At 45.3% G+C, this 16,970-nt stretch carries 16 protein-coding genes; 5 read left to right on the top strand and 11 right to left on the bottom strand.

All coding sequences use genetic code 11. The annotated features are described in order from the left end of the window. The first annotated feature begins 161 nt into the window (after window positions 1-161). Window positions 162-1,322, top strand: coding sequence for an MFS transporter (locus KIT90_RS17305; protein WP_132697234.1), 1,161 nt, complete (start codon window positions 162-164; stop codon window positions 1,320-1,322). A 103-nt stretch (window positions 1,323-1,425) separates the two neighbouring features. On the opposite strand, the gene KIT90_RS17300 is transcribed toward KIT90_RS17305, so the two are convergent. Next, window positions 1,426-2,322: a helix-turn-helix transcriptional regulator gene (locus tag KIT90_RS17300; RefSeq protein WP_132697232.1), complete on the bottom strand. Its 897-nt coding sequence runs from the start codon at window positions 2,320-2,322 to the stop codon at window positions 1,426-1,428. 52 nt (window positions 2,323-2,374) lie between these two features. Here KIT90_RS17300 and KIT90_RS17295 point away from each other — a divergent pair, with 52 nt between their 5' ends. Next, on the top strand, window positions 2,375-3,760 hold the full coding sequence (locus KIT90_RS17295; RefSeq protein WP_039839218.1) for an MATE family efflux transporter: 1,386 nt from the start codon (window positions 2,375-2,377) through the stop codon (window positions 3,758-3,760). Between the two features lie 12 nt (window positions 3,761-3,772). Here the strand turns inward: KIT90_RS17295 and KIT90_RS17290 are convergent, their stop codons facing one another. Beyond that, window positions 3,773-4,168 (bottom strand): nitrous oxide-stimulated promoter family protein, encoded by a 396-nt coding sequence (locus KIT90_RS17290; protein WP_020196846.1) that lies wholly within the window; start codon window positions 4,166-4,168, stop codon window positions 3,773-3,775. Between the two features lie 84 nt (window positions 4,169-4,252). Next, a complete protein-coding gene (locus tag KIT90_RS17285) occupies window positions 4,253-4,762 on the bottom strand; it encodes a GNAT family N-acetyltransferase (RefSeq protein ID WP_285377763.1) in 510 nt (169 codons plus the stop codon). Window positions 4,763-4,834: 72 nt separating this feature from the next. Here KIT90_RS17285 and KIT90_RS17280 point away from each other — a divergent pair, with 72 nt between their 5' ends. Then, the gene (locus tag KIT90_RS17280) at window positions 4,835-5,023 is read left to right on the top strand and encodes a DUF2986 domain-containing protein (protein ID WP_020196844.1); all 189 of its coding nucleotides are present in this window, start codon (window positions 4,835-4,837) and stop codon (window positions 5,021-5,023) included. A 350-nt stretch (window positions 5,024-5,373) separates the two neighbouring features. Beyond that, complete coding sequence (locus KIT90_RS17275; protein WP_009705346.1) at window positions 5,374-6,705, top strand: anaerobic C4-dicarboxylate transporter; 1,332 nt, start codon at window positions 5,374-5,376, stop codon at window positions 6,703-6,705. A gap of 99 nt (window positions 6,706-6,804) precedes the next feature. On the opposite strand, the gene KIT90_RS17270 is transcribed toward KIT90_RS17275, so the two are convergent. Then, window positions 6,805-7,296: an NYN domain-containing protein gene (locus KIT90_RS17270; protein ID WP_005440975.1), complete on the bottom strand. Its 492-nt coding sequence runs from the start codon at window positions 7,294-7,296 to the stop codon at window positions 6,805-6,807. A 120-nt stretch (window positions 7,297-7,416) separates the two neighbouring features. Between KIT90_RS17270 and KIT90_RS17265 the strand changes: the two genes are divergently transcribed. Then, window positions 7,417-7,857 carry a DUF4174 domain-containing protein gene (locus tag KIT90_RS17265; RefSeq protein ID WP_005440978.1) on the top strand — a complete coding sequence of 147 codons (441 nt, stop codon included), beginning with the start codon at window positions 7,417-7,419 and terminating at the stop codon, window positions 7,855-7,857. Window positions 7,858-7,878: 21 nt separating this feature from the next. On the opposite strand, the gene cobA is transcribed toward KIT90_RS17265, so the two are convergent. The 7 genes from cobA to KIT90_RS17230 form a co-directional block, all read right to left on the bottom strand. Then, on the bottom strand, window positions 7,879-8,637 hold the full coding sequence (gene cobA, locus KIT90_RS17260; protein WP_122070326.1) for a uroporphyrinogen-III C-methyltransferase: 759 nt from the start codon (window positions 8,635-8,637) through the stop codon (window positions 7,879-7,881). 207 nt (window positions 8,638-8,844) lie between these two features. Beyond that, complete coding sequence (locus tag KIT90_RS17255; RefSeq protein WP_005427050.1) at window positions 8,845-9,693, bottom strand: formate/nitrite transporter family protein; 849 nt, start codon at window positions 9,691-9,693, stop codon at window positions 8,845-8,847. Between the two features lie 177 nt (window positions 9,694-9,870). After that, entirely contained in the window at window positions 9,871-10,194 is a 324-nt protein-coding gene (gene nirD, locus KIT90_RS17250) for a nitrite reductase small subunit NirD (RefSeq protein ID WP_005387969.1), read from the bottom strand. Between the two features lie 13 nt (window positions 10,195-10,207). Continuing rightward, on the bottom strand, window positions 10,208-12,772 hold the full coding sequence (nirB, locus tag KIT90_RS17245; RefSeq protein WP_285377759.1) for a nitrite reductase large subunit NirB: 2,565 nt from the start codon (window positions 12,770-12,772) through the stop codon (window positions 10,208-10,210). A 280-nt stretch (window positions 12,773-13,052) separates the two neighbouring features. Next, complete coding sequence (locus KIT90_RS17240; RefSeq protein WP_285377757.1) at window positions 13,053-14,534, bottom strand: nucleoside hydrolase; 1,482 nt, start codon at window positions 14,532-14,534, stop codon at window positions 13,053-13,055. Window positions 14,535-14,602: 68 nt separating this feature from the next. Then, complete coding sequence (locus tag KIT90_RS17235) at window positions 14,603-15,955, bottom strand: sensor domain-containing diguanylate cyclase (protein WP_080637386.1); 1,353 nt, start codon at window positions 15,953-15,955, stop codon at window positions 14,603-14,605. A gap of 126 nt (window positions 15,956-16,081) precedes the next feature. After that, window positions 16,082-16,528, bottom strand: coding sequence for a hypothetical protein (locus tag KIT90_RS17230; RefSeq protein ID WP_005440991.1), 447 nt, complete (start codon window positions 16,526-16,528; stop codon window positions 16,082-16,084). Window positions 16,529-16,970 lie beyond the last annotated feature (442 nt).

The raw sequence follows: 16,970 nt of genomic DNA, 5'->3' as shown, positions 1-16,970 counted from the left end.
TCGCTTACAGGCTGGCGTTTTTATGCAGCATTTCCCCATAGAATTTCGATAAATTTCTTTTGTCGAAACGACTCAAATATATCGTTTTACTTGCCTATTAATTAGCCTCATATTCGCGCCGAATAACCCCTGATTTTTACTTAACTTATAGGCGCAAAACATTGGAAAACACAGCCATTCCTGCAGCATCACCACGAGTCACAGTTCCTGTCGTAGCACTGTCTCTTTATGCAGTGGCGTCAGGCTATTTGATGAGCTTGATCCCTCTTATGCTTGGTGAATACAACATCTCTGCTGATTACGCGAGTTGGTTGGCGAGTGTGTTCTATGGCGGTCTATTGATCGGCGCAATGTTCTTTGAGCGTATTGTTCGCAACGTTGGTCACCGTAAAGCGTTTGTAGGTAGCCTAGCTGCATTCTCACTAACGATCATCGTACTGCCTATTATTCCTAACGGCATGGTATGGCTTGTCGCACGTTTTATCGCAGGTATTGCGGTCGCTGGCGTATTTGTCATTGTTGAATCATGGCTAATGTCTGGTGATGAAGCATCACGCGCTAAACGCTTGAGCCTGTACATGCTGTCACTATACGGCGGTTCTGCACTGGGTCAGTTTGGTATCGGTATCCTTGGTGTGAGCGGCGGTGTTCCTTTTATTGCCATCACAACACTGATCTTAATGGCAATGCTAGTGCTACTGTTCATCGATTGTGAACAACCAAACAGCCATGAATCAACTGCACTGTCGTTTAAACAAATTTCTAAACTAAGCCACGCTGCGATCATCGGTTGTGTAGTGTCTGGTCTTACTTTAGGTGCGATTTACGGTTTGATGCCTGTTGAGCTTGCAAACCGCAAAATCAGCCACCAAGACATTGGCACTCTAATGGCGCTCGTGATCCTTGGCGGCATGCTGGTTCAACCAATGGTGACTACGTTAAACAAGTACATGGCACGTACAGTGCTAATGGCGTTCTTCTGTATCCTTGGTATTTTCTCTATCGGTCTGACCTTCGTTTCTTCGTCAGCGGTAGTACTGGCAACAGCACTGTTCCTATTGGGCATGGCAACATTCGCACTATACCCAATTGCAATTAACCTGGGTTGTGAAGGTTTGGACGAGCGTTTCATCGTGTCTGCAACGCAAGTCATGCTGTTCAGCTACAGTGTAGGCTCGGTAGCAGGCCCGGTGGTTGCTGATAAGTTCATGGGTCAAATCCACGGCTTGTTGGGTTACCTGTTCGCAGCATTGCTTGCAACTTGCATCTACATGCTAATCGCTGCGACCAAGTCAAAGCATCAAATGGCTGCGGGTTTGTAATTTAAACCTCTGCAAAAAGACAAACAAAAACGAGGGTCAATGCCCTCGTTTTTTTGTTTCTGAATTCTCTATTTATTCGCTCATTAGGACTCAGAACGACTCATTAGTTTTGATTCTCCAGTAACCTCTTGCGATAGCGGGTTGGCGAAGTGCCGTAGAACTTTTTAAATCGATGAGTGAAGTTGTAAGGATCGCGATAACCCAATCGGTTGGCAATCATAGCGACTGACCAAGCTGGATACTGCAATAAGTCTGCGGCCTTATGCATACGAAGCTCAATTAACTTGCTTCTCGGACTCATATTGAAAAGCTGTTTAGATAAACGATTGAACTGCTCTTCACTGATAAAACACTGCTTTGCCATTTCGGCAATGGTCCACGGCAAGTGTAACTGACCTTCAACTTCGTTAAAGAGTGTTTGAACGCGCGATAGCGACGTACTGATTGGGGTTTCAACACTTTTTACCAATCGTTGCACTTCACTGATCAACAACTGACGAAACCCCGTTCTTCCTCCAATTTCGTTATAGAGTAAGGTCATCAATGACCATACCTGCTCAGAGCCCCTAAACGGCACCACGGTTTGCCCCAAGTCAGAGAGATGCTGCCAAGCCTCTGTATTTTGTGGCAGAAGCCAAACCATCTTCCAGAGCCCTTTGCTTGGATTCATTTCAAATCGAAAACACGTATCCACGGGCAAAATAGTCAGCGTATAAGGCTCAATTTCTTTAACGAAATCCGGTGTAATCAAAACACCGCCGCCTTCAATAGTAAACAGCAAGGTATGAACGCCCACTTTATCTCGCTCGACATGGTAACCATCGCGCAATTCAGCCAACCCCGCCATAAAGATATCAGCTCGTTTCCATTCGGGGATTTCAGTTAGAGTCAGGAATCGTTCTTTACATGCAGGAGCTAAATGCACATCGTCGTGCCACTCTGTTTTGATGGCAAATTGTTCGATGACGGATTCGCACAGGTTTTGTGGTTTTTCGCACATGTATTTCTGTCCCTATTGGCTTTATATTCCTCACAAATTTCGAGGAGTAACTATGACGAACAACATTGGCATCAAAAACAGCGACAACTCTTTATCTAGCGGGCTACTGAAGCAGATCATCCGCTTGGGTTTCCCTGTCGCGATCCAGAGTGCGTTGGTGGCTATTCTTGCCTTGGCTGATGTTCTCATGGTTAGTGACTTTGGTAAAGAAGCAACCGCAGCTGTGGGAATTGCATCAAAATGGCATTTTGTCGCGATTATGATCATGGCAGGTTTGGCGTCTGCAAATGGTACGCTCGTGGCTCAATATTGGGGACGTGATGACGCAGTAAGCGCAAAAACCGTCACCGGGATTGCGATTCGATTTGGTTTAAAAGTCTTGATTCCTGTTACCCTAATAATCACAGTCGGTAGCGAACTGATCATGCGTCTACAAACCAACGATACGCAAGTCATCGAACTCGGCTCCACCTACCTTTGGTATGCGTTTCCTGTTCTGTTACTCACTCATATCATCATTGTTTTAGAAGCTAGCATGCGCTCTTCAGGTGACACTGTCACTCCTTTACTTATGGGCGCGGTGACGATTGTTCTTAATATCGCACTGAACTTCTGGCTCATCAAAGGTGGTTTCGGTGTACCAGCAATGGGGGTTGCGGGTGCGGCTCTAGCAACAACAATTTCTCGCCTGTTCCAAGTGCTGGCAATGGTTGGTTACATGCGTTGGCGTAAGCATTGGTTATTGGAAGTGAAAGAAGGTTCTGAGCGCCCTTCTTTGTGGCTCTCTTACCGCCGCTTGGCGCTACCAATGACCTTAGGTGCTCTACTTTGGGCTATTGGCACCATGGTGTATCAAATGATTTTTGGTCACATGGGCACGACAGAACTTGCGGTATTCAGCATGTTGGGCCCATTTGAGTCGCTGTGTTATTCCATCTTCTTCGGTATATCGGTCGCGTGTTCAGTGATGATTGGGCAGTCGTTAGGGCGTGATGCTTTTGAACAAGCTCAACACATGGCAAGCTTCTTCATCAAAGCGGTGTTTGTGTTTGGTATTTCTATTGGTGCGTTACTGCTACTAAACCGAGAATTAATCATTGCTGCTTTGAACTTAGACAACCCTGAACTTTACCCACTTGCAGCGCCTGCGGTGGTGATTTTATGCAGCGCGATTTGGCTTCGCATGCTTAACATGATCATCATCAACGGTATTATTCGTGCGGGTGGCGATAACGTCTTTTGCTTACGCATGGACTTTATCGCGATGTGGATGACAGGCCTACCTTTGTGTGCAGTTGCGGCGTTTGTATTAGGTTGGGAATTCAAATACGTTTATGCGCTTATGATCGCCGAAGAAGTCGTGAAATTGGCATTGTGTTACCGCAGATACACACAAAAGTATTGGATTAAGAACTTAACGGTCGTGACAACTTCTTAATTCTTATGTTGACTAGGATTTCTTAGCCTCGCGCTCTGCACTCATCCGTTTGTGGCGATTCGACGCATTGGCTGCTGGTTTTTCAGGCACCTCGCGTTTCTCATGCATTAAGTGTCGAATTGCCAAGATTGGATGCTTAAGCAACATTCTCGGCCCTGAGTAACGCATCACTAAGCGCATTTGTTCTTTCGGCTCAGGCTTGTAACAGTGAATCGGACATTTGTTGCAAGTCGGCTTGTCTTCTCCGTAAGGACAACGATCAAGCCGTACTTCCGCGTATTCTAATAATTCGCGACATTCCGCGCACAACTCACCTTTGGTGCCGTGGTGGTCTTTACAGTAAACCTCCACCATCGCTTTAACGGTTTTAAATTCTGTGGCGAGTTTGCCTAATAAAATGTCGCTCATTCTTTCCTCAATCTAAAGCAGCTTTGGCTCAGAGACCTTAACAATAAGGCACTAACCAAAAAGCTTTAGTTACCGCTTATCGGGTCACAACGTCATGGTATAGAGTTGCAATGTACGGCCATTATCGTAAGTCTGCTCGACACGTTCAAACTGAAAACCCAATTTTTCTAGCAAACTTATACTACGATTATTGTCATTATTGGTGATGGCGACCAAGTTTTCTATGTTCATCTCGTCCCGAGCAAAATCGACCACGACACTCGCTGCTTCTTTTGCGTAGCCTTTGCCATAAGCGCTAGGTAGATAACCGTAACCAATATCAAACGCCGTTAATGTGTCGCGTTTGACCAAACCACAAATACCTATAGGTTGTTTATCATGATTGGTTTCTACCACCAGCAAACTGACGCCCTTGAGTTCTTGCATCCTTAACATGTTGTCTTGAATGTAGCGTTTTGCTTCTTCCAAGGTGCGAATTTGCTTGTCACCGACGAAGCGATAAAAGTCAGGCTGATTGTAGAGTTCTAAAATAAACGGCGCATCTTCTACACTAACAAGACGAAGTGTCAGGCGTTCTGTAATAAGTGTTTTCATAAGGGATCCATTAGGCTTGTAACTTGGTGGAAAAATCACTATCCTGCCCCGCTAAATTAAAGGACCAACACCATGAACCGCAAGAAGAAAATCAATTCGATCTTAAAAGCGAAGTTGAAAAAACAAAATGCAAAGCTTCATAAGAGCAACAAGCCTCGCTATATCTCAAAAGCAGAGCGCGCGAAGATGGAAGCTGAAGAAAAAGCAGCTGAGCAAACTTCGCAAGTGAGTGAAGAAGCTCAAACAACTGACGAAGCATAAAAGAAAAGCCGCATAACGCGGCTTTTTTATTTTAACCAAGGTTAACTTGGCATGTAAGTCGCCTGAAAATCTAACGCCTATCGTTTAAATTATCATCTAGGCCAAAAAGCGCTCAAAACCACTGAAAATCCTTGCACCAAAATGGACCGCTGTAACCTTAGCTGACGACGATTCAAACATTCCTTCAACACCCTTTCAAACCACTATTAACACTGACACGGCTCAGCGTGAGTTATTCCCAATTATTGGACATTGCTGTTTCTTATAAAACGGAATGTGAACAAGGCTAAGTATTTTTTCCTTCAATACCGAAACAATAGAAGTCCCTGTTTCTAATAAGGAAATTAAACATGTTGTATCTTGAGTTTCTATTTTTGCTCGTGATGCTGTATATCGGCTCACGGTATGGCGGCATTGGTCTTGGTGTCGTTTCTGGTATTGGTTTGGTCATTGAGGTTTTCATCTTCAAGATGCCTCCAACGTCTCCACCAGTGACCGTAATGCTGATCATCCTCGCGGTGGTTACTTGTGCCTCCATTCTTGAAGCCGCAGGTGGCTTAAAATACATGTTGCAGGTGGCAGAACGCGTATTACGTAAGAATCCTAAACGCGTCACTCTTATTGCGCCGTTCGTGACTTACTTTATGACCTTCCTACTTGGTACTGGTCACGCGGTTTACTCTATCATGCCAATCATTGGCGACGTTGCACTTAAAAACGGCATTCGTCCTGAACGTCCAATGGCAGCAGCATCGGTTGCTTCTCAAATCGCCATTACTGCGTCACCAATTTCAGCAGCTGTGGTTTACTACCTTGCGCAATTGTCTGATATCCAACACGAGATCACCCTACTTTCTATTTTGTTAGTTACTGTGCCAGCAACCTTGTTCGGTACCTTGTTGATGTCTCTATACAGCCTAAAACGCGGTAAAGAGTTAGAAGACGATGAAGAGTATCAAGAGCGCCTAAAAGATCCGGTTTGGCGTGACAAGATCTTAAACACAACTGCGACATCATTAGACGAAGTGTTACCGTCGAGTGCGCGCAACTCCGTTCTACTGTTCATCCTATCGATTCTTGTGATTGTCGTTATTGCGATGTGGCCTGAGGTTCGTACCATCGTTGAAGGTGCAAAACCAATCAGTATGGCCGTTGTGATTCAAATGATGATGCTCTGCTTCGGCGGTATCATTTTGCTAGCAACTAAGACCGATCCTCGCGATGTACCAAATGGCGTAGTGTTCAAGTCAGGTATGGTGGCGGCGATTGCTATCTTCGGTATTGCATGGATGTCAGATACCTACTTCCAATACGCTATGCCTCAATTTAAATCCGGCATCGTAGAGATGGTAACCAACTATCCTTGGACGTTCGCACTTGCGTTATTCATCGTATCCGTAGTGGTGAACTCTCAAGCAGCGACAGCGCGTATGATGTTGCCAGTCGGTTTAGGTTTAGGTTTGGAGCCAGCACTGCTTATCGGCTTGATGCCTGCTGTTTACGGCTACTTCTTTATTCCAAACTACCCTTCAGATATCGCGACTGTGAACTTCGATACCTCAGGTACAACTAAGATTGGTAAGTGGTACTTCAACCACTCATTCATGTCTGTGGGTTTAATCGGTGTGATTGGTGCGTGTTGTTTGGGTTACCTACTAGGACAAATGATCATTCCTTCGTAAATCATCTAAATCAGAAATAAGGGGCGAGGCATTGTACGTTTGCGTACAGCCTGAAGTGACTCGCCCTTTTCTTTTGCCTATTTCTAGCGCAAGCGAGAATCAAAGAAGAAAGTCGTCATCGACAGCAACAAAATGGTCCGCGCAATCAATCAAGGTTTGAGAAGTGAGCCTTGGTACGCCATAGACAGTGACTTTCTTGTTGAAGCGTTGCTGAATGCGTTCCACCAACAAACTGAAATCACCATCGCCAGATACCAGAATCACTTCATCCACTTCCGGCGCAATCTCAATCGCATCTAGCGTGATACCCACATCCCAGTCGCCTTTCGCACTGCCGTCACGGCGTTGAATGTAAGGTTTCAACATCACCTCAAATCCGACACCACGAAGAATATGGTGGAACTGGCGCTGCTTAGGGTCGTTACTCGCAATAGCATAAGCTCGTGCGCTCACCACTTCTTTCCCTTGTGTCGCAACATACCAAAACTGGTTGTAATCAAAATTGCTGCGGTACGCTTCACGACAGGTGTAGTACACGTTTTGTACATCGACCAAGATTGCGATCTTTTGTTTGTTGCTATCCGAATTCATGTTCTTAATACGCTTTATTTGTTTGTCGCATACCCTATGCCACTTTGGCTCAAAGCACAATGAGCTAATTCCACTAAACTTATCGTATAACTTGATATTCGAGTTTCAAGGAGTGAAGCCATGAACAAGACGACCATTGCCCTGTTGCTTTCATGCCTCATATCAAGTGCTGCATTTGGATATCCAGCGCACTCTCAGTATTGGCCGCACCGCAGCGTGCTGTATTTCGCCCCTGCCAATGACGACCACGTTAAGCAGTTTTTGCTTGAAGCACTGATGAATGAATGTGAACTAGAAGACCGTGACGTTATTACGCTCGTTATTGCCGAAGACGGTTACACGCAACCATCATGGCTTAAAGAAGAGTTTGATTTGAAAATGTTAGCCAAACTTTACGAAGTGAAACAAGGCCAACACACGGCGATTCTATTAGGTAAAGATGGTGAAGAGAAACACCGCTGGGGAGCGAAGACCGATTGGCAGTTCATCAACAATCTGATTGATGAAATGCCAATGCGTAAAAGAGAGATGCAGCAGAAACGCAGCCCTTGCGCGATCTAATGCTTAAGATTAAGTCTTCGGCTACTTGCCGAACCAATCCAATTTGTTGTGCAGCTGTGTAACGCTACCAACCACAATCAATGCTGGGCTCACGGCTTGCTCTGCCATGTTCGATAGCTCGTTCAACTTTCCTTGGAACACGCGCTGCTCCGGGCGCGTTCCGTTTTCAATAATGGCGCATGACATCTCAGGGTCTAAGCCGTGAGTGATCAGCTTATCCATAATGTGGCCGCTTTGCTTCAAACCCATGTAGAACACAAGCGTGTTGTTGGATTGCGCCAGTGAATGCCACTCAATCTCACGACCATCTTTTTGTACGTGACCAGTGATGAATTGAACGCTTTGCGCATGGTCGCGGTGTGTTAATGGAATACCAGCGTAAGCCGTTGCGCCAGCAGCTGCTGTGATGCCCGGAACCACTTCGTATTTGATACCAAATTCCGCTAGTTCTTCTAGCTCCTCACCACCACGGCCAAAGATAAATGAGTCACCGCCCTTCAGACGCACAACACGCTTACCTTCTTGCGCTTTCTGCACCAAGATTTGGTTGATTTGATCTTGAGGCACACAGTGAAAGTCTAATTTTTTACCTACGTAGATCATCTCTGCTGATGCGTGAGCCAATTCAAGAATGTCTTTCGACACCAATCGGTCGTATACAACCACTTCTGCCGCTTGAATGGCTTTTAAGCCTTTTACTGTGAGCAAATCAGGATCACCTGGACCTGCACCAACAAGAGAAACAAAGCCGCTGTTTAAAGATGAGTGAGCAGTAGTCATATCAACGCCTATCGAAAAATTTAGATATAAAGAGTAACACTCGCGTTATGCACTTAGGGTTAAAACCACTCTAAGGAGTTATTACTTTTTATAGCTAAACCAATAAAATATGTCGCGAAAGTGAAAGTTAAAAATTGAAATCCAAGTTAGAGAACAGTCCCGCCCATCCAGAAGCGGGACCATATTAAGCGAATTACCCGTTAATGGTTATTTAGCCATTGCAGGTTGTGCTTTTACTTCTTCTTCAGCATTGATAGAAGGCGCAGTTTTAGCGTGAGTTAGGTACAGTGGAATACAAGTCATTACTAGACCACCAACAATGTTACCTAGGATGGTTGGGATAAGGTTGAAGTTCAACCAAGTCGCGATACCAAAATCAGCACCTAGAATCATACCTAGTGGGAATAGGAACATGTTTACTACTGTGTGCTCAAATACTAGCGCGAAGAAGATGAAGATTGGGAACCACATCATTGCTACACGACCAGACACTGAACGTGCTGTCATGTTGCCGATAACGCCAAGACACACCATTAGGTTACAGAAGATGCCGCGTACGAAACACGTGATCCATCCGTCCATACCCATGTTTTCAAAACCAAGGCTACGCGCGGTAGAAACAGCCACAAATTTCTTCGCTACTGCGTTCAGTTCTAGAGAGAAGTTACCTGTTAGTGAAATAGCCACTAGGTAAGCAACGATTAGAGAACCGATAAGGTTACCCAAGCCTACAAGACCCCAACAACGGAAAATACGACCCCAAGTGATACCAGGACGGTTTGCAAACTTAGCCAAAGGCGCTAGACCAAAAACACCGGTTACTAGGTCGTAACCCATCACACTTAGAATCACGAAACCAACTGGGAAGACAAGCGCACCCACAATGCCAATACCGGTTTGAACCATAGTGGTAATAGCAACAACAACCGCTAGCGATAGGATGATACCCGCCATAGTACCGCGAAGTAACAAGTCGCGAGTGCTAGTGTTGGTTTTCGCTTCACCCACGTTGATCATGGTTTGAACGAATTCTGCAGGCTTATAATCAGTAGACATGAATGTGTCCTTATTCAAAAGTGAAAGTTAAAAATTAAAGATTGAATAGAGAAAGGCTTGCCGCTGAGTAACACCTAGCTTCCCTGTCCCCGCAGATGAACCACGGAAAGCCTTTACCTATTAAATCTAGATTTCGGTTCATTCCCTCCCCCTTAGAGGAGGGAATGGCAACCAAGCTTATGCAGAAATTTCTACTTCGCCGTTGGTTACGCGCGTTTTGTACGCTTTCACGCTAAAACGCTCGTCTTCCATGCACGCACCTGTTGTCAGGTTAAAACGTTGCTTCTTAAGTGGGCTAGCCACCCAAAGCTCGCCTTGGTGCTCACAAATCAAACCGCGAGAAAGCACGTTTGATTGGAAGAACGGGTCAGTGTTGCTGATCGCCAGCACTTCTTCTGCTTGTGTTGGGCGGAATACCGCAACTTGCTGACCATCAACCAGTGCACAAACACCCGTGCCCGGTACGATGTCGCTGATTTGGCAAATCTTTTCAAATGACATAATCAACCTTCCCTTATGCTTCAGTGATCGCTACGTGTAGGATATCGCCTTTCGCTTCAGGGTGTTTTTCCGTGAAGGTTGCTGGGCGGTGTTGTTCACGCTCTTGTACAAACACAACGTTATCATCGCGCTTGTCAGAGTTGATGAAGTGCGCGAAACGAGTCAGTTGTGATTCGTCGTTGATGGTCGCAGTCCACTCACACTCGTACTCGTCTACAAGCTTCGCTACGTCAGCTTCTAGTTGAGCGTTGATGCCAAGTTTGTCGTTAACAATCACTTCGCGTAGGTAGTCAACGCCACCTTCCATGTTTTCCATCCAAACTGATGTGCGTTGTAGTGGCGCAGCAGTACGGATGTAGAACATCATGAAGCGGTCGATGTGCTTGATTAGCGTTTCTTTATCTAGGTCACTTGCAAGTAGGTCTGCGTGACGAGGTTTCATGCCGCCGTTACCACATACGTACATGTTCCAACCTGCGTCAGTCGCGATAATGCCAAGGTCTTTACCTTGTGCTTCCGCACACTCACGAGTACAACCAGAAACACCGAACTTCATCTTATGAGGGGTACGAATGCCTTTGTAACGGTTCTCGATGTAAGAACCCAGACCAACAGAGTCTTGAACGCCGTAACGACACCAAGTTGAGCCCACACATGTCTTCGCCATACGAAGTGCTTTTGCGTACGCTTGACCTGTTTCGAAGCCAGCGTCGATAAGCTTGCGCCAGATCTCTGGAAGATCGTCTTTTTGAGCACCGAACAGACCAATACGTTGAGCACCGGTTACTTTGGTGTATAGGTTGTATTCTTCAGCAACGTTCGCTAACGCACCCAATGCTTGAGGTGTTACTTCACCTCCCGCCATACGTGGGATAACAGAGTAAGTACCGTCTTTTTGGATGTTACCTAGGAAGTTATCGTTCGTGTCGTGCAGCTTAACCAGTTGTGGCTTAAGAATGTGCTCACCCCAGCAAGAAGCCAAGATAGAACCAGCAAGTGGTTTACAAACTTCACAGCCGTAACCTTTGCCGTATTTCTCTAGCAGCTCATCAAACGTTTTGATCTCTTCAATGCGGATTAGGTGGAACAACTCTTGGCGTGAGTATGCAAAGTGCTCACACACGTCGTTCTTCACTTCGATACCCGATTTAGCAAGCTCAGCATTTAGAACAGACGTCACTAGAGGGATACAACCACCACAGCCTGTACCTGCGCCAGTCACTGCTTTGATGTCGCCCAATGTGTGGTGACCATCAGCAACCGCTTGTGCGATCTTGCCTTTTGTCACGTCGAAACATGAACAAATCACTGCGCTTTCTGGTAGAGCGTCTGCACCTAGTGCTGGTTTCTCAGCGCCTGCGTGTGCAGGAAGGATCAACGCATCTGGGTGTTCTGGTAGGTCGATTTCGTTCAACATAAGTTGAAGCAGGTCGCCGTAGTCAGACGTATCGCCAACCATAACCGCGCCAAGCAGTTTCTTGTTGTCTTCAGAAACGATAAGACGTTTGTAAACTTCTTGCTCTTCGTTTTGGTAAACGTAACTCTTACAGCCTTCAGTACGACCGTTCGCGTCACCAATTGAACCTACTTTCACGCCAAGAAGTTTCAGCTTCGCAGACATGTCAGCGCCTTCGAATTTGCTTTCTGTGTTACCTAGAAGGTGATCAACAGCAACTGTCGCCATCTTGTAGCCAGGAGCAACAAGGCCGTAGAACATTTCGTTCCAAGACGCACACTCACCGATAGCGTAGATGTTCTCATCAGAAGTCTGACAATGGTCGTTGATAGCAACACCACCACGAGGTGCCACTTCTAGCTCCATTTGGCGTGCTAGTTTGTCTTGTGGACGAATACCTGCAGAGAATACGATGAAGTCTGTTTCTAGCTCTGAACCGTCAGCAAAACGCATAACATTGCGTGCGTTTGTGCCTACTGCCGCAATCTCAAGCGTATTTTTGCTGGTGTGAACGTTCACACCCATACGCTCGATTTTTTGACGAAGTTGGTTACCACCAGCAAGGTCAAGTTGCTCAGCCATTAGCTTTGGTGCGAACTCAACAACGTGTGTTTCTACACCTAGTGCTTTCAATGCGCCCGCAGCTTCAAGACCTAGCAGACCACCACCGACAACAACGCCTGATTTGCTCTTCTTCGCACACGCTTCGATCGCTTTAAGATCTTCGATAGTACGGTAAACAAAACAGTCTTTGCTTTCGTGACCTTTGATAGGTGGAACAAATGGGAATGAGCCAGTAGCAAGAATCAGCTTGTCGTATTGAACTTCGCGACCAGTGCTTGAGTAAACAATGCGGTTTTCACGGTTGATGTTAATCGCGCGTTCGCCGATCAGCATGTTAATACCGTGTTTCTCGTAGAAGCCTTCTTTCACTAAAGAAAGTTCATCTGCAGTATGGTGAGAAAAGTAAGAGGAAAGGTGCACACGGTCGTATGCGACACGAGGTTCTTCACAGAAAACCGTAATGTCCATATTAGACATATCAGCTTTCTCGACTAAGTCTTCAATGTAACGGTGGCCTACCATACCGTTACCGATGACTACTAGCTTCAACTTGCTCATTGTACTTCCTAAGGGTTAGGTTCTTATCACTGAGCGCATTGTTAATTGTGAAAGAAAATTAATACATGATGTAAATCAATTACGGAATTAAACTACCCTAAAGGGGTAGGAGCAGTTTTTAAACAGCGTTTAAACCTTTGCTTTCGTAATTTAAACAAAATTTATGTAATCCAGCCGAAATGAACTCAACATATTTGTCACATTTCTTCATAACAAAGAAAAAGCAAGCGAATAACCGCTTGCTTTTTAATCACATTTGAATGGATTTTATAGGGTCACGCTAAATAATACCGCGTGATGTCCCTACTCTACGCCCTTCTTCCATCTCCCATTGAATGCCGTATTTGTCTATCCAATAGAAAAAGGTGATCGGGAAGCCATTCAATTTTTCTGGGTGGTAACTTTTAGACTCATCAATCATAGTGACCCCCTCTTGCTGTTTTAAGTATCGAAATACCTCACCACAGTTTGAAACTTCGAGTGCAATATGTCGAGGACCACCAAGATCATAGGCTCTTGGTTGTGGCGGTATAGCCGTCGCACCAACAGGCGAATGGTATTTCATCAGCTCCAGATAAACCGACGCATACGGATGCTTCACAAACAGCACGTCAACAACAACGTCTTGTCCAGCTAAACCTGCATCTTGGTTAAACTCGGCCATACTCACGCCGCGGTAATCCATTTTTTGCCCCTGAGCATCAAGTGCGCGTTCAAAACCAAGTACTCGTTGGTAGTAATCAGCCGCCTTATCAACATCATCGACAATGATATTGATATGAGATAACCCAAGTACAAATGCACCAATGTCACGCTCCGCTAAACGCTTAAGCATTTCCGGTTCAGCATCTGGCGATACTTCAACCACATAGTCGACCTCTCGCCCCTGCTCTATCGATTCGTTGCAAACCAGATAAGCTTTCTCTTTGTGTTTGTCCGTATCACTTGCTGCGATCTCCACCTTGGACTTCCAAGCGTGAGAAACAAACCACCCTGGATTCACCACATAGGCCGCGGCCACCATATCAAAAGGAATAAAGCCATCTTTAGAACCAAACACCACTTCCCACTCAGTACACCATGCAATGGAATGCGACTCTAAGAAGTGACTAAGACTACTGCCATGGCTCATCTTATGAAGTTCTTTAAAATCGACCCAAACTTGAGCACAGGCTTCAAACGGGACTAAAGTCACCGGAACGTCGCTATCAAGAAGTACTTGAAATGCGGTTTGGTCCACCTCAAAGTTCAGGTCACGAAACGGCCTTGGTTGACGCTTTCCGGCAACAAAATGCTGGTCGGTGCTTCGTCTGCCTGCAACACAAACTACCTTTTCTATGTTTTTGGCCTGTTCCGGAAAATGACGAATCAATAAGGCGATATTGGTAAGTGCACCGATAGCAAGAATAGTCAAAGGCTCTTGCTCAAGTTGAGCAGCAAGGTCTTTCACCGCTGGCGGAATATCTTCGGCAGAATCAAAGTAAGTGGCGCTTCCTTGAGAAACGCTGAGGTAAGTTGGACCAAACTGGCTAATAAAAGAGCGAGCGATGTCCGTAGTAACTTTAATGTCATCACAATTGCCAAGTGTGGAACTCACGCCAACGATGTCGACTTCTTGGCTTCTGAGCAATAATCCTAGCGCGTAGCCATCGTCAACATCACACAGCTTAAAACCGTCGTGATGGCCTATAGTGATGTCTGTATCAACCCAGACGCGTGTTTGTGGGCGACAGGTATGCTTATCCTCTCCGATGTTGTGCATCGAGACTCCTTTCTCTTCTTTGGTCTTAAATGGCCGAGTGGCAGAATTAAATACAATGAAACTAAAATCTACAGCGTGATGGGTTCCGCCATAATGACAACGTTTCGTCCTTTATCTTTTGCTGCGTATAGGTTCTTATCGGCAACTTCAAAGGCCTGTTCAAGTGCCTTCTCGCAGTCGTTCAAGTTAGGATGAGACGCGGCTCTAGTTAGTGGAACCGCTCCGACGGAAATCGTTACGACTTCAGAAGGAAGGTTTTTGATGTGTGGTATGGCGAGGGTTTCGACCGCTTGTCTTAAGTGTTCAACTTTGGAGTTCAACACCTCTAACGTATTGCCATAGACAAGCAAAGCAAACTCTTCGCCACCTAAACGAAACGAGGGCTGGTCTTTGCCTAAATGAGAACGGAAGACTTCCGCAACATCACATAACGCGTTGTCCCCTTCGGTGTGCCCGTAAGTATCATTAAACTTTTTGAAATTATCGATATCACACAAGACGAAACAGGCGTACTTCATGTTACTCAGCGTTTCATGAACAAAGACAGGCGCACTGCGCTTGTACAAATAGCGAGAACCGATTCCAGTCAAGGTATCGGTATCAGTTTGCTGGCGAAGCACCCTTAATTGGTTCTTTATTTTGGTAATTAAGCTTGAATATGAACGAGCCAGTTCGCCGATTTCATCCGAGCGTTTGATCTCCGGAATGTGTGATTGATCGATCTTCTCAATGTCTTTTTTCATTGATTGAGACAAGCGTTTAAGCGGGCTCACAATCCACATTGTCACCATGTAGATCAGTACCATTGAAATAAGCGCGGCAATCAAGGCTTCGTTGATCAGCTCTTTAATCAAGGTGACTTTAATAGTATCGAGGTCACTTGCATCTAGCACTGCCCAAATGTAACCGCCATTAATATTGCGTAGCGGTAAACAGACGTGAAGTACCGACAGTGTCGAATCGTAGTAAAAATCCGTCTGGCGCAGATAGTCCTTATTCCAAGGCAGTTCAGTATTACGATTGAGTAACTGACTCGCTTGCAACGCCTCTAAATCAACGTTGGTCTTGTTTATCAAATATTGCAGCTTATTACGCTTAATCTCGTCTTTTTCTGGCGTCATGGACAACATTCGAACTAAGTTGCCCTTTTGGTCTTTTAAGACATTGACTTCAAGGTCGCTCACATCGATACGCCACACCTGATTGGACTCCGCCAAGTAACGGACAGCAACTGTCTGGGTTTTGTAATCGGAAACGCCGGAAATTTCGATAAAGAGCAGATCGTCTATCGCGCTCAAATTGGCCTTAGTCGATGGCATCATCAAGTTAGCGTAATTGCGACCCGCAATCGATCCCGAAAGGAAAGTCATTTGAGAAGAAAGATGAGTTTTCGCCATGGTGGCGGCATGCTCAATACGCATGTTCCATTCGCTCTGAAAACGAGTGAAAGACAGACCTAGAATGATGGACAGAACCAACACCAAATGCGAAACAAATAGCATCTGGTTAATCGTCAACCAGCCGAAAACTCGATTACTCACAATAAACTACTGCTTATCTTTATAAACGCCCAAAACTGGCTCAGCACAGGTACCATTAATGCAAATGTCTTGATACGTGGTGTGGCAACTTTGGCAAAATGAAGGCTCTAATGAGGGATGTGTGTGGCTAATATCTTTGCCCTGACGATCGTAACTTCCATAAATCGCCATACCACCGATGTGTTCTGTTACCCAAACAATGCCATCGACCTCGGAAATCGCGACTGCCGTAGGACCATCTGTGTATGGACCATGGGTTTTGTACTGTTCAATCTTTTTCGGATTCACACGGATCGTAAGTGGTGATCCTTGTCCGTTATTAATCCAACTGTAAGCACGAACAGATTCTTGAATAAACAATGAGGTGTCTGGAGGCAGAATCGTGTCTGCAGGTAGGTTTTGTGACTCTTTAACAACTGGCCATTCCTGCCACCCTTCCGGATAGCTAGCCATAGACGCGGCAAAAGCAGTAAATGACGTAGCACCCAACAATAAGGCTACGAATCGCCTGCTTAAATGACATAACACGTGTACTTCTCCCTAAAACAAAATGGGCTCATCCTGAGCTAAAATCAAAATGTTATATATTAACAAAACGTTATATATGATGTTATCAATTAGATTCTAGTAATGCACTCAGTTTATAATTAACAACGTTCTGTTAATAGAGTTGAATGTGCATTTTGGGAACTAACGAGAATGATGAGAAGTGTAAAATGAGGCTTATGTCGAATTTACGTCGGTAAATAGCGATGAAATGCAATTATTTTTGGAATTTTAAGAAGTTAGTTTTGCTGAAGTTCTTGAATGGTCAGAGGTCTGAATTGAAGCTTCGGGTTTGATTTAGGAAGAAAGATGTTTGAATTACGAGGAAAGATAATGGAGGCGCCTACCG

Source organism: Vibrio sp. B172a (assembly GCF_030248355.1).
Classification (GTDB): domain Bacteria; phylum Pseudomonadota; class Gammaproteobacteria; order Enterobacterales; family Vibrionaceae; genus Vibrio; species Vibrio owensii.
Note: the sequence above shows the minus strand (reverse complement) of the source record. Positions and strands in the feature narration are given on the sequence as shown.

What these genes read in the sequence shown, in the direction of transcription:
- nirD (WP_005387969.1), bottom strand. Translation starts at nt 10,194, where the DNA reads ATGTCATTTGAAAAGATTTGCCAAATCAGCGACATCGTACCGGGCACG.
- KIT90_RS17255 (WP_005427050.1), bottom strand. Translation starts at nt 9,693, where the DNA reads ATGTCTACTGATTATAAGCCTGCAGAATTCGTTCAAACCATGATCAAC.
- KIT90_RS17230 (WP_005440991.1), bottom strand. Translation starts at nt 16,528, where the DNA reads ATGGCTAGCTATCCGGAAGGGTGGCAGGAATGGCCAGTTGTTAAAGAG.
- nirB (WP_285377759.1), bottom strand. Translation starts at nt 12,772, where the DNA reads ATGAGCAAGTTGAAGCTAGTAGTCATCGGTAACGGTATGGTAGGCCAC.
- KIT90_RS17240 (WP_285377757.1), bottom strand. Translation starts at nt 14,534, where the DNA reads ATGCACAACATCGGAGAGGATAAGCATACCTGTCGCCCACAAACACGC.
- KIT90_RS17285 (WP_285377763.1), bottom strand. Translation starts at nt 4,762, where the DNA reads ATGAAAACACTTATTACAGAACGCCTGACACTTCGTCTTGTTAGTGTA.
- KIT90_RS17300 (WP_132697232.1), bottom strand. Translation starts at nt 2,322, where the DNA reads ATGTGCGAAAAACCACAAAACCTGTGCGAATCCGTCATCGAACAATTT.
- KIT90_RS17290 (WP_020196846.1), bottom strand. Translation starts at nt 4,168, where the DNA reads ATGAGCGACATTTTATTAGGCAAACTCGCCACAGAATTTAAAACCGTT.
- cobA (WP_122070326.1), bottom strand. Translation starts at nt 8,637, where the DNA reads ATGACTACTGCTCACTCATCTTTAAACAGCGGCTTTGTTTCTCTTGTT.
- KIT90_RS17275 (WP_009705346.1), top strand. Translation starts at nt 5,374, where the DNA reads ATGTTGTATCTTGAGTTTCTATTTTTGCTCGTGATGCTGTATATCGGC.
- KIT90_RS17270 (WP_005440975.1), bottom strand. Translation starts at nt 7,296, where the DNA reads ATGAATTCGGATAGCAACAAACAAAAGATCGCAATCTTGGTCGATGTA.
- KIT90_RS17235 (WP_080637386.1), bottom strand. Translation starts at nt 15,955, where the DNA reads ATGCGTATTGAGCATGCCGCCACCATGGCGAAAACTCATCTTTCTTCT.
- KIT90_RS17280 (WP_020196844.1), top strand. Translation starts at nt 4,835, where the DNA reads ATGAACCGCAAGAAGAAAATCAATTCGATCTTAAAAGCGAAGTTGAAA.
- KIT90_RS17265 (WP_005440978.1), top strand. Translation starts at nt 7,417, where the DNA reads ATGAACAAGACGACCATTGCCCTGTTGCTTTCATGCCTCATATCAAGT.
- KIT90_RS17295 (WP_039839218.1), top strand. Translation starts at nt 2,375, where the DNA reads ATGACGAACAACATTGGCATCAAAAACAGCGACAACTCTTTATCTAGC.